At 40.7% G+C, this 12467-nt stretch carries 10 protein-coding genes; 5 read left to right on the plus strand and 5 right to left on the minus strand.

Going from position 1 to position 12467, the window contains the following annotated elements:
- Positions 1-133 precede the first annotated feature (133 nt).
- Positions 134-616, minus strand: coding sequence for a VOC family protein (locus tag Q0R88_RS06100; protein ID WP_295713718.1), 483 nt, complete (start codon positions 614-616; stop codon positions 134-136).
- A 164-nt stretch (positions 617-780) separates the two neighbouring features.
- On the opposite strand from Q0R88_RS06100, the gene Q0R88_RS06105 reads away from it, so the two are divergent.
- Together Q0R88_RS06105 and Q0R88_RS06110 are read left to right on the plus strand one after the other, a co-directional pair.
- Complete coding sequence (locus Q0R88_RS06105; protein WP_295713721.1) at positions 781-1836, plus strand: proline iminopeptidase-family hydrolase; 1056 nt, start codon at positions 781-783, stop codon at positions 1834-1836.
- Positions 1837-2058: 222 nt separating this feature from the next.
- Positions 2059-4353 (plus strand): GH92 family glycosyl hydrolase, encoded by a 2295-nt coding sequence (locus Q0R88_RS06110; protein WP_295713724.1) that lies wholly within the window; start codon positions 2059-2061, stop codon positions 4351-4353.
- A 97-nt stretch (positions 4354-4450) separates the two neighbouring features.
- On the opposite strand, the gene Q0R88_RS06115 is transcribed toward Q0R88_RS06110, so the two are convergent.
- Positions 4451-5482 carry a LacI family DNA-binding transcriptional regulator gene (locus Q0R88_RS06115; RefSeq protein WP_295713726.1) on the minus strand — a complete coding sequence of 344 codons (1032 nt, stop codon included), beginning with the start codon at positions 5480-5482 and terminating at the stop codon, positions 4451-4453.
- 171 nt (positions 5483-5653) lie between these two features.
- Between Q0R88_RS06115 and Q0R88_RS06120 the strand changes: the two genes are divergently transcribed.
- Together Q0R88_RS06120 and Q0R88_RS06125 are read left to right on the plus strand one after the other, a co-directional pair.
- Positions 5654-6535: an inositol oxygenase family protein gene (locus tag Q0R88_RS06120; RefSeq protein ID WP_295713730.1), complete on the plus strand. Its 882-nt coding sequence runs from the start codon at positions 5654-5656 to the stop codon at positions 6533-6535.
- 274 nt (positions 6536-6809) lie between these two features.
- On the plus strand, positions 6810-8501 hold the full coding sequence (locus Q0R88_RS06125) for a sodium/solute symporter (RefSeq protein WP_295713732.1): 1692 nt from the start codon (positions 6810-6812) through the stop codon (positions 8499-8501).
- Between the two features lie 70 nt (positions 8502-8571).
- Here Q0R88_RS06125 and Q0R88_RS06130 read toward each other — a convergent pair whose 3' ends face one another.
- The 3 genes from Q0R88_RS06130 to Q0R88_RS06140 all read right to left on the minus strand — a co-directional run bounded on the left by Q0R88_RS06130 (position 8572) and on the right by Q0R88_RS06140 (position 11854).
- Positions 8572-9909, minus strand: a complete 1338-nt coding sequence (locus Q0R88_RS06130; protein ID WP_295713734.1) for a TldD/PmbA family protein — start codon at positions 9907-9909, stop codon at positions 8572-8574.
- A 5-nt stretch (positions 9910-9914) separates the two neighbouring features.
- A complete protein-coding gene (locus Q0R88_RS06135) occupies positions 9915-11549 on the minus strand; it encodes a TldD/PmbA family protein (protein WP_295713737.1) in 1635 nt (544 codons plus the stop codon).
- A 110-nt stretch (positions 11550-11659) separates the two neighbouring features.
- Entirely contained in the window at positions 11660-11854 is a 195-nt protein-coding gene (locus Q0R88_RS06140; protein ID WP_295713739.1) for an RDD family protein, read from the minus strand.
- 96 nt (positions 11855-11950) lie between these two features.
- Here Q0R88_RS06140 and Q0R88_RS06145 point away from each other — a divergent pair, with 96 nt between their 5' ends.
- Positions 11951-12157 (plus strand): hypothetical protein, encoded by a 207-nt coding sequence (locus tag Q0R88_RS06145; RefSeq protein ID WP_295713740.1) that lies wholly within the window; start codon positions 11951-11953, stop codon positions 12155-12157.
- Positions 12158-12467 lie beyond the last annotated feature (310 nt).

The following is a 12467-nucleotide window of genomic DNA, read 5'->3' on the forward strand; positions in this document are numbered from 1 at the left end:
ACCCGCAATTTAACAAATTGACAGAATTTTGGCTAAATGTTACCTTATTGTTACAAGAATACTATAAAATTGTAAAAAAGCCACCCGCATATGTTTCGGGTGGCTTGATTTCATCACGAGGTTATTACCAAAACTATTTGCCCTCCGCAGCATCCCTTAAATCCTGAATAATTATCTTATCCATTTTCATCATGGCTTGCATCACTCTTCCCGATGTTTGAGGATCGGTATTATATAATAGTTCACCTAACGCGCTGGGCACTACCTGCCATGACAGGCCAAATTTATCTTTCAGCCAGCCGCACCTTGATTTTTCGCCTCCGTCTGATAATTTATCCCAAAAATAATCTACTTCGTCCTGGTCTTTGCAGTCAACAAACAGCGATATGGCTTCGTTGAATTTAAACATTGGGCCGCCGTTTAGGGCCATGAATTGTTGGCCGGCCAATGTGAATGTACCTGTCAGTACTTTTCCTTTTTCACCGGGGCCGGTATTACCATAACGGGCAATGTTTCCTACTTCCGAATCTTTAAATATGGAGGTGTAAAAATTTATGGCTTCTTCTGCCTGGTAGTCGAACCATAAAAACGGGGTGATCTTCTGTTTAATTTCCATAATAGCTGTTGTTTATCATTGATTTATACAAATATACCTGTATCAACATCAAACTGATACGGTGCGTATGAGACAATTTGGGGGGCAATATGCGGCATTCATGCAAACAAGTTTTTAAGTCGAAATTTAATTATTAGCTTTATTTCCTAATCAAACCAAGTATAATGAGAAGTTATTTTAAAGCCTTTATGCTAATCGCCTTTACCTGCCTGTGTGCCTGCAAAGGACCGGGAAGTGCCTCAAAAAACGATAACAGCTTAAGTAATTATTTTCAGGACACTACAGTTGGTGTAAAAACAGGTGGAGTGCAGGTTGTAACTATCAATACCCCCAAAGGTAAATTTCATGTATGGACAAAAAAAATAGGTAATAATCCTAAAATTAAACTGCTGTTGTTAAACGGCGGCCCCGGTGCCACACATGAGTATTTTGAATGTATGGAAAGCTTTTTACCAGCCGAAGGTATTGAATTGGTCTATTATGATCAGTTGGGTTGCGGTAACTCTGATAACCCTAAGGATACATCCATGTGGAGTTTGCCCCGCTATGTGGAAGAGGTAGAACAGGTGCGCCAGGCTTTAAAGCTGGATAGTAGTAACTTTTATCTGCTCGGTCATTCATGGGGTGGCATCCTGGCCATGGAGTATGCCCAAAAGTACCAGCAGCATTTAAAGGGCCTCATTATATCAAATATGATGATGAGCATCCCCGATTATGGTAAATATGCCAATGATGTACTGGCTAAACAGTTTGATCCAAAAGTTTTAGCACGTATAAGAGCAATTGAAGCTAAGGGTGATTTTAAAAATCCTGAATATATGCAATTGCTGATGCCGAATTTTTATGCCAAACACATTTGTCGTATCCCCCTTGATCAATGGCCCGAGCCGGTGAATCGCTCTTTAGGTAAAATGAACGAATCGTTATATGTAACCATGCAGGGGCCAAGTGAATTTGGTGTTGCCGGTAAATTGGTAAACTGGGATCGTGTGGCCGATTTGCCTAAGATTGCTGTTCCGATGCTGAGCATTGGAGGGCAGTATGATACCATGGATCCTAAACACATGGAAATGATAGCCAACAAAGTTCAAAATGGGAGTTACCTGTACTGCATAAATGGCAGCCACATGAGTTTGTATGACGACCAGCAAACTTATATGAAAGGACTAATTAAGTTTATAAAAGGAGTAGACGCCGGTGAAAAAAAAGTTAAAATATAGGGTTGAATAATAACCTACACAACCCAAAGCTTAATGTTAACTAACATAGATTATTGAACCGGACTGGTGCGCAATTATGCACCAGTCCGGTTTAATATTTTATATACGGTTCATGATAAAGTCAATCTCTTCCAAACTTTATTTGAAAATAGGGTGTTTATGGAAATAAAAATTAGAGATTTGTCTTGAAACCTAAATAGGTGTAAACCACATTCTATTGATATGATATCTATATTCTACATGAAATTAAAACGAAGTGCGCTCCTGTTAATGCTCTTTACAATGCTTTTTGAAGCGGCTAATGCACAGCAAGTAGCCTCAAAAACACATAAGGACGAGGTGGATTTTGTTAATCCATTAATTGGCACAGCTATTACTGGCTTTGCAAAGGGTTTGGATGGCGGCGGCACAATGCCATGCGTAAATGTACCTTTTGCAATGACTAATTTTGTGGCACAAACCGGCGAAAGTAAAATGGGCCGCATGTGCTACCAATATGAAGATAAATCGGTAATTGGTTTATTGGCAACGCATCAGCCCACCGTTTGGATGGGCGATTATGGTTATGTATCCATTATGCCACAAATAGGCAACCTGCGTGTTTTGCCTAAAGAGCGCAAATTATCCTATGATCATAAAGACGAGGTAACCAAACCATATTACTATTCGGTAAAGTTAAAAGCAGATGGCAACACCAGGATCAAAGCCGAAATTGCGGGTGCCAATACCTGTGGTATGTTCCGTTTTACCTTTCCGGCTGCCGAAAAAGCTCACCTCATAATTCAGGGCATTAACCTTAATCCCGAACTTAAAGATTGGGCAAATGATTATGCGCCAAGACTCAAAAAACTAAAAGGCTATGTGCATGTAGATACCATTAATAACGAAATAACCGGCTATAACCCCGACAGGCAATCTTCACAAATTGGGCCCGAGCTTAAAAACTTTAAAGGTTACTTTATTATTAAATTTGATAAACAGATCCGAAAATATGGTACCTGGGATAAAAGCACCATAAAAAAAGGCAGTAAAGAGCAATTTGGAACCCGGATGGGTGCTTTTATTTCCTTTAAAACTATTACCAATACCGTAATAAAAGCTGTTGTGGCTACTTCTTTCATCAGTATTGATCAGGCACGCGCCAATCTAAAAAAGGAAATTCCTGATTGGGATTTTGATAAAGTAGTTAAGGATACCCGTGATAACTGGCAAGAGCAGCTTAAAGTATTACAGGTTAACGGGATCACAAACGAGCAAAAGACTATTTTTTACACCGCGCTTTATCATACACTTTTATTTCCAAGGCAATTTTCTGAGTATGGCAGGTATTACAGTGCTTTTGATGACAAGGTACATAACGGCGTTTCTTATAACGATTATTCTCTTTGGGATACTTTCCGGGCGTTGCACCCGTTGCTTATATTAACTCAGCCCGAGCGTGTCAATGGCATGGTGAAATCACTATTACAAATGTACCAGGAAGGCGGCTGGATGCCCATGTGGCCAAACCCAACTTATACCAATATCATGATTGGCACACATGCCGACGCTGTAGTGGCAGATGCATATGTGAAAGGTTTCCGTGGCTATAGCACCAAATTAGCTTATGAAGCTTTGCATAAAGATGCTTTTGAAGCCCCGGATGGCAACACTCAAAAGAAATGGGGCGACCGCGACCTGTGGACCAGCTTTGAAGCAAGGGGAGGGCTTACTTATTACCATAAATTAGGTTTTATTCCGGTGGATAAGGTGAGGGAATCAGTTTCGCGCACTATTGAATACGGTATTGATGATTATTGTGTGGCTCAATTGGCCAAAGCTTTAGGAAAAACAGAAGATTATAATCAATTGATAACCTGGAGCGGCAATTACAAGAATGTATATAATAATTCCACCGGTTTTATGGCTCCACGTAACTCAAACGGACAATGGTCGGCCAAGCCGGATAGCGGCTTTACTGAAGGTACCAAATGGACTTATACTTTTGGTGCTATGCACGATGTACCGGGTATGATTGCCCTGATGGGCGGCGAAAAACCGTTTGCTGATAAATTAACACATAACTTTAATGATGGCCATTACCGTGCTGATAACGAACCAGGTCATCATTATATATACCTGTTTAACTACTGTGGGATGCCATGGAAAACACAGGAGTTGGTAAGACAAAATACTTCATGGCAAAATTACAGGAATGCCCCGGTAGGCATCAACGGAAACGACGATTGCGGACAAACGTCGGCTTGGTATATATTTAGCACCATGGGTTTTTATCCCGTTACACCCGCATCAGGATATTATAGTATTGGCGCGCCGCAATTCCCTTACATTGCTTTAACGCTGCAAAATGGCAATAAATTGGTTATTAAAGCCACAGATCTGTCAACACAAAACAAATATGTAAAGGAAGTTACGTTTGATGGTCAACCCATCAAAAATCATATGATATCTCATGAGCAGATTAGTCATGGAGGTACCTTGGCCTTTAAAATGACAAGTGTGCCGCAGAAGGATTAAATAATTAGTGATTTAGTGAATTGGCGAGTTAGTGAATAATCTGCAGATTGATTTTAGGCAAAGTTCTCAATCGCTAATTCACTAACTCGCCAATTCACTAATTAAAAGCGGTTGATGCCCTTACCACCAATTTTGAGGGCAAAACTATTTCTTTATTTGTCTCCACATACCTGCCGGATAGGTGATCAAATAACAGTTGGGCAGCTTGTTTACCCATATCATAGGCTGGTTGCAAAATAGTAGTAAGTGGAGGGTTCAAAATAGGAGCGGTGATCTGGTTGGTAAAGCAAGCTACTTTTACATCTTTTGGAATGTTTAGCTTCATTTCATCACATGCCAGGTAGGTTGAGGTAGCCAAATGCTCAACGGTGGCTATTATACCATCGGGTTTCACCTTGGCTAGATGTTCCTTAATCACCTCTACATTTTCGTTGTTATATTTATTGGAGCAGGTAACCACACTGGATTCCCTGGGGTGAATTCCCTTTTCTGCCAATGCCTGTTGGTATCCTTCTTCCCTGGCTGATAGGATGGATGGATATCCTTTTATGGTGATCAGCGATATGTTTTTACACCCGGCGTCTAACAAATGGTTTGTGGCCGTATAGGCGCTGTTAAAATCGTCGGTGGTGATTTTAACGGATTTAATATCGTCAAAAACTCTGTCGAAAAATACAATCGGAATACCGCTGTCCTGTAATGTTTTAATATGTTTGGTATCCTCTGTATTGCTGGCAACAGACATAATTACACCATCAACCCGCCCGCTGGCAAGCTCACCAAACATATAAGCTTCGCGCTCATAGCTATCATGAGTTAGATAAATTAAGGTGTGGTATTTTTTTATGGCTACAACACTTTCAATGCCGTTAATTGCCTGGCTAAAAAAACTATCGGCAATCTCTGGGATGATGATAGCGATAGTATTGCTGGCCTTTTTACGCAGACTGCTGGCATAAGGATTGGGTACGTAGTTTAATTTACGCGCTTCCTCTATTACCCTCAATTTGGTTTCGGGGCCAATGTCATGGCTATCCCTCAAGGCTTTGGATACTGTAGCGATAGATACGTTTAACACTTTGGCGAGTGCCTTCATATTTACTTTATCGCTTTTGATTTCGCTGGCCATAGATGTTAAAGGTATATTAAATTAAAAAAGAAAACACTGCTAATTTAGTTAAACGTTTAAGCAAATAAATTAACCGTTTTTAATAAATGTAATGTTTAAAATAAAGAAATTTGGATAACACAGCCGCAAAGGATTGTTTACCAATTGCATTTCCTTTTAAATTATAACATTATGAGCAAGCTAAATGAAACCCCCAACCAAGGCCCTTTAAGTTCAATAGATGAATGGGAAGATGATATTTTAGATCGCTACCCCGATGCCGAAGCCATTGCCGCCGGGCGGGATACCGAAGCCTACCGTAATTACGAAGCTAATTTAAAGGATACCGTAAGAGAATTTTATCGTCTTCAGCATATTAATCAAACCTATGATTTTGTGTTACAGAAAAAGGATCAGTATTTAAAATTCGATAAAAAAGAAATGTCGGTTTGGGATGCCTTTGATTTCCTGAATCAACTGGTTGATGACTCAGATCCGGATACCGATCTTGATCAGTTACAGCACCTGCTTCAAACTTCAGAAGCTATCCGTGCCGATGGCCGGCCAGACTGGATGGTGTTAACCGGTTTGTTTCATGATTTAGGTAAAGTGCTGTGCCTGTTTGGGGAGCCCCAATGGGCTGTTGTAGGCGATAGTTACCCGGTAGGCTGCGCCTTCTCTGATAAAATTGTATTTTCGGAATACTTTAAAGATAATAAAGACCACCACGATCCCCGGTATAATACCAAATACGGAATTTACGAACCAAATTGCGGTTTAGATAACGTACACATGACCTGGGGACACGATGAATATATTTACCACATGATGAAGCCTTACCTGCCAGAGCAGGCTTTGTATATGTTGCGTTATCATTCCTTTTACCCGCAACATCGGGAAAACGCTTATAGTCACCTGATGACTGCTCATGATCATCAATTGTTTAAGGCAGTAGCACAGTTTAACCCTTATGATCTATATTCTAAAAGCCCGGTACCACCAAATTGGTCAGAACTGCGTCCTTATTATGAAGATCTTGTGGCTAAATATCTACCTTCAACCCTCAAGTTTTAACAGAAGCATTAGTTTTTACCAGATACTCCTGTTTATATAATCTGCATTATTAGTGCAATAAACAAAGTGCATAAAGTATTTGTAAATAATACTTTATGCGCCTTGTATGGATTATTTATTTAGATAATCCGGTGGCTTTAATTGTTTCAATTTACGAAATGCTTAAAGCTGTGTTGTTGACATTTAATGTGATGTAAAACCTTGCCAATCCGTTTTATTTTATAGATTTGAAAAATGAACCGGGCATAACCTAATCCCTGTTACAAAAACAAACATGCTGAATCATATTTCTATAGGCGATCTTATCGTCTTTTTTGTGTATTTTTTATTGGTATCAGTTTACGGATACATGGTTTATCGTCGTAAACAAACGGAAACCAATTCCAGTTCACACAGTTTTTTCCTGGCCGAAGGCACACTAACCTGGTGGGCAATTGGGGCATCCATCATTGCATCCAACATCTCTGCAGAGCAATTTATCGGAATGAGTGGCGACGGCTTTTTCGCCGGCATAGCAGTAGCGGTTTACGAATGGGTAGGGGCAGCCGCGCTGATCATCGTAGCGGTATTTTTTATGCCCGTGTATATAAAAAATAAAATATACACCATGCCGCAATTCCTAAAAACAAGGTATAACAGTGGCGTGGCATTGGTAATGTCGATATTTTGGTTGTTCTTATATGTTTTTGTTAACCTTACTGCTATATTATATCTCGGAGCATTAGCAATCAATAGTTTATTGGGCGGGCAATATCTCCATGAGATCATGATCGGCCTGGCTATATTCGGTGTTATTATCGCTTTGGGTGGCATGCAGGTGGTTGGTTATACTGATGTAGTACAGGTTGCTGTGCTCATCATCGGTGGGCTTGCTATTACCTACTTGTCGCTAACCATAGTAAGCGACAAATTCGGCTTTGGTCAGAATGCGTTAACTGGTTTAAAGTTAATTTTAAAAGATTCTCCCGACCATTTCCACCTCATATTTAAGAAACCTGCTCACGGCTCATCTGTAGAAACCATAAGTAAATATTTGATTTTACCTGGTTTTGCCATGTACGCCGGCGGACAATGGATCAGTAATCTTAATTACTGGGGATGTAATCAATACATCACACAACGTGCATTGGGCGCAAATTTACACACTGCCCGTACCGGTATCCTGTTTGCAAGTTTATTAAAGATACTGATGCCTGTTATTGTGATGTTACCAGGTATAGTAGCTTTTGTTTTGTACAAACATGGCCATTTACCTATGCTGATCAACGGCAGCAAAGATGGTGCTTATTCGGCCATACTATCCTTCTTACCTTCGGGATTAAAGGGCTTGTCATTAGCAGTATTAACAGCTGCCATTGTAGCATCTATTGCAGGTAAGGTGAATAGTATTGCCACCATTTTTACGCTGGATGTTTATAAAAACTATATGAGCACAAAAGCCACCGAGCGTAATATGGTGTGGGTTGGCCGGATTGCTATAGTTTGCAGTTTAGTTATCGCTGTGGCCTTTACCTGGAACGATATGCTGGGTATCAGTGGTGAAGGAGGATATACATTTGTTCAAAAGTATTCAAGCTTTGTTAGTCCGGGGGTTTTAGCCACTTTTCTTTTAGGGATGTTCTGGAAACGTACCACGGGTGAAGCAGCTATCGTTGGTATATTAACCGGCTTTGCAGCGTCTGTGTTTTTTAACCAGTTTGCGGTTAAAGTTTTTGGACCGGAGACCTGGCTTTACTCAGCATTTCCAAATGCTTCCGGGCAGTTTGAAATACCATTTTTCATATCACTCAGCTGGTCGTTTTTGATCACATTCATCGTAATGGTTACAATGAGTTTAGCCGGACCACTAATCAATGCCAAAGCGATATATGTAGATAAGGGAATGTTTAAGCTGAAGGCCTCATCAATAGTTCTTATTGCTGTTATACTCCTTTTTCTATCAGCTATTTATGTGAGATTTTGGTAATAGTTCTTACACAACAAAGCCCGGTTCTTGAGTAAAGACCGGGCTTTGTTGTATAAAATGGATTAATTATTTAAACCGCATCCGAAAGTGAGGTAAAAGTAAAATCACGGATCCTCATTGGCGGTATCAAAGCATTTTGTGAGGATTCTCCGCTCACTGTACGCTCTGGTTTGCCTAAAGCATCGAGGTTATTTAGCATGATAACCGGGCTTTCATTAAACCTGAGGTTTTTTATCGGGAATTTAATCTGTCCGTTCTCGATATAAAAAGTACCATCGCGGGTAAGCCCGGTAAATAATAGTGTTTGCGGATCAACCGGGCGGATGTACCATAACCGGGTAACCAGGATCCCTTTTTCGGTTCCTTTTATCAATTCCTCTAATGTGGCAGTACCTCCATCCATAATAATACTATCAGGATAAGGTGTTGCTTTTACGCCCTGTTTTTGAGCCCAGTAGCGGGAATAATTTAGATTTTTAACCACACCCTTCTCTATCCACGTAATCTTCTCCTGCGGCCTGCCATCGCCTGTCCAACTGCTTGTTGGTAGGTCAGGATGAGAAGGGTCTGAATAGATATTCACCCTTTCATCAACCATTTTTTCGCCAAGTTTGGTTTTGCCTCCTGGTTTGCTTAAAAAGCTACGGCCTTCGTCGGCGCTACGGGCATCCAGGCCTCCATACAGCTGTTCAAGCAATACTATACCTGCGGCAGGTTCCAGTATAACTGTATATTTGCCGGGTTCAATTGCTTTTGCTCCTTTTGAACCGGCTGCTTTTTGAGCTGCTATCTTGGTGGACGCCAACGTATTCAGTTTGCTTACATCATTATATCCTTTAGTTGAATAGCCAGATCCCGTACCATCCTCAGAACGTAACGTTACCGAGAAATTGATATCAGTAGATGTATTGTATGCAAATAGCCCATGTGAATTCATCATCGAACTAAAACCCGCGCTATTCTGTAAGAAACCTGCAGCTATGAGTTTATTGTCTTTTGCTATTTTAAGACTCTGATCAACCATATCTGTACGTTGAGCAGGGGTAACCGCGGCAGTTTCGGGCACGAATGTTTTTGAACGCGGCGCGTAAGTTTGCGGACCTAAAAAGGAAACAAACTCGGGGTTTTCCGGCGCCAGCTGTGCCAGCTCCTCTGATAAGCGTACAGCTTTTTCAACAGAAGCATCATCATATTCATTGGTGGTAACTACACCCAGCTTTTTACCAAATGCCGAAGAAATAACCATATTGGTTTGACTAAGGGCACCGCTGGTTGAAACGGTATTACGGGCATATCTTATATTGCCGGAGTCTGATCCTCCAAAATTAATTTCACATTCATTGGCTTTAGAGTAGCTAAGCGCTTTTTTTAATATTGCGCGGCATTCATCTTCACTTAATATGGCCATAGTATTTAAATTTTTCTTGCTGTATTAATAACGTTAACTCCTTTAAACAGGGCTGTTGATGAGCCATGAGATACGGCGCTGGCCTGCATAGGCTGCCCTTTTCCATCAAAGAATGAGCCACCCAAACGGTAATCATGCTGATCACAAACTGCCGCGCATGAATTCCAAAACTCCTGTGTGTTTGATTGGTAAGCCACATCATTCAGCATACCTACAATTTTACCGTTCTTGATCTCATAATAAAGCTGACCACTAAACTGGAAATTGTAACGCTGCTGATCGATAGAGAAGGAACTATCACCGATGATATAAATGCCTTTCTCTACATTTTTGATCATGTCATTTAAACCCATTGGAGTTTTGCCCGGCTGTAAGGATATGTTTGCCATACGCTGGAACTGTACATCCTGCCAGCTTTGTGAGTAGCAGCATCCCTGCGATTCTTTAAGTCCAATGATATGCGCCTGATCGCGAATGGCCTGGTAATTAACCAATACACCATCTTTGATTACATCCCATTTTTTGGCCTCAACACCTTCATCGTCATAACCAACCGCACCCAATGAACCGGGCTGGGTTTTATCGGCAACGATGTTTACATTTTTGCTGCCAAAATTAAACTTACCAGATTGCCATTTATCCAGGGTAAGGAAGCTTGTACCGGCAAAGTTGGCCTCATAGCCCAAAACGCGGTCAAGCTCGGTAGGGTGACCAACTGATTCATGAATAGTTAACCATAGGTGACTGGGATCAAGTACAAGATCATACTTACCAGCTTCAACAGATTTTGCCTTTAATTTTTGTTCGGCCTGTGTAGCTGCAGCCCGTGCATCCTCAATCATATCATAACGATCACGATAAAGGGTCGTTACACCTTTTATCTTGTCACTTTCGCGCGGGATCATGTATTCATAACCCATACCACGCGGGGCACTTAATGATTGGCGGGTTTCAAACTTACCGGATTTAGAATCTATTTTGGTGACCGCGAATGTTGGCCAGATCCTGTGGATATCCTGATCGATGTATGAACCATCTGTAGAAGCGAAGTATTTTTGTTCGTTAACCAAAAACAGTATGGAATTTACATAATTGGCGCCACCTTTCATCGCGGCGTCATTAACAGAAAGCAAAAGGTCTGTTTTTTCTTTCATCGGCACCTCAAACGCGTTTCTTTCAATCGGCGTTTTCCAGGTTACTTCACCATGGCCTTTTTGGGCTATCAATTGCACCGGGTCGGTTTGGATGCGGGCATTTTCTTTGGCTATAGATACGGCCAGTTCGGTAGCTTTGGCTATGCTATCGTTGTCCAGCTTATCTGTAGCAGCAAATCCCCAGCAACCGTTTGCAATAACGCGGATGCCCATACCATATGATTGGGTATCAACAATATTTTCCACTTTGTTTTCGCGGGTAACCACAAACTGGTTAAGATAACGACCTATACGCACATCGGTATAAGTTGCGCCTTTAGACCGGGCTGCATTTAAAGCCACATCGGCCATTCGTTTTTTCAAGGCCACATCTACCGGGCTCATATCATGGCCGGGTAACACGGGCGAACCGAAAACGGGGATCCTGCTAAGCATGGATGCGCTAATGCCCATTCCGGTGAGGTAAAGGAAATCTTTTCTTTTCAATGTCAGTCAGTATTAGTTCCTAAATATAAAGAGTGAAGTTTGGATATTAAGTGTTAGTTAAGATTAATTGATTTTTTTGTACGAAAGCCATTGAAAAATTGCTTGACCAATTAATAATTGATCTTTCTTACAATATAAGTCTTTGCCAGTTCATCATGCCAGCCTTGTTTTAGCGTACTCCATAAAATATTGAAAAATCCAAAACCAAAAAATAAACCGGATAAAATTTTACTAAGGTTACGAACCAAAGCCCTGCCAAATTTAATGCGCCGGCCATTGATATCAACAACTATTAATTTAGGCAATTATATACAAAGCTAACCCAGCGGCCAGCCATTAATAAATTTTGTTATTTGTATTACAGAGTGTAACTTGTGGGCTAACCAATAAACACCTAATTTATGAAAGAATTTATCGAAGTAGATACTGTTAATGGTGGTGCCGCTACTATAGCTGTTTCTTCTGTAGCAGCAGTTGAAAAACACTACACGGGATCAAGGATAATCCTAAAAGAAAAAATTGAGGGTAGTGATAACAACGTTGTTATATTATCTATTTTCGACCCTTATTTTATCTCCGGCCTAATAAAGAAGGCTCAGGAACAATAATAGTGTTGTTTGGAATTAGTGTTTTCACAATGTCTAACACAAAATTGACTTCTTCTGTCGTGCATCCAGATAACGACTTTAGGATGTTAAGCGCCTTGGCTTGTTCGGGTGTTGGTGTTTGATTTTCCATGATTTTATATTTATAAAATGATTATGCAAGTTGACACTGTGTAATCTATATTTACATATGTTAAGAATACAAGGGATGTGTTCTTTCAAGAAATTGTACTGATCCATATTGCTGCTCGAATTACGACCTCTAAGCACCACGCAATATATCGATGTAGTACGCTGTCATGGCGTAGCTGTA

The sequence above is a fragment of the Mucilaginibacter sp. genome (assembly GCF_025362475.1).
GTDB lineage: Bacteria > Bacteroidota > Bacteroidia > Sphingobacteriales > Sphingobacteriaceae > Mucilaginibacter.

Excerpts from the sequence above, each read along its gene's own strand:
- Q0R88_RS06125 (WP_295713732.1), top strand. The coding sequence starts at position 6,810 with ATGCTGAATCATATTTCTATAGGCGATCTTATCGTCTTTTTTGTGTAT.
- Q0R88_RS06105 (WP_295713721.1), top strand. The coding sequence starts at position 781 with ATGAGAAGTTATTTTAAAGCCTTTATGCTAATCGCCTTTACCTGCCTG.
- Q0R88_RS06130 (WP_295713734.1), bottom strand. The coding sequence starts at position 9,909 with ATGGCCATATTAAGTGAAGATGAATGCCGCGCAATATTAAAAAAAGCG.
- Q0R88_RS06115 (WP_295713726.1), bottom strand. The coding sequence starts at position 5,482 with ATGGCCAGCGAAATCAAAAGCGATAAAGTAAATATGAAGGCACTCGCC.
- Q0R88_RS06110 (WP_295713724.1), top strand. The coding sequence starts at position 2,059 with ATGATATCTATATTCTACATGAAATTAAAACGAAGTGCGCTCCTGTTA.
- Q0R88_RS06100 (WP_295713718.1), bottom strand. The coding sequence starts at position 616 with ATGGAAATTAAACAGAAGATCACCCCGTTTTTATGGTTCGACTACCAG.
- Q0R88_RS06145 (WP_295713740.1), top strand. The coding sequence starts at position 11,951 with ATGAAAGAATTTATCGAAGTAGATACTGTTAATGGTGGTGCCGCTACT.
- Q0R88_RS06120 (WP_295713730.1), top strand. The coding sequence starts at position 5,654 with ATGAGCAAGCTAAATGAAACCCCCAACCAAGGCCCTTTAAGTTCAATA.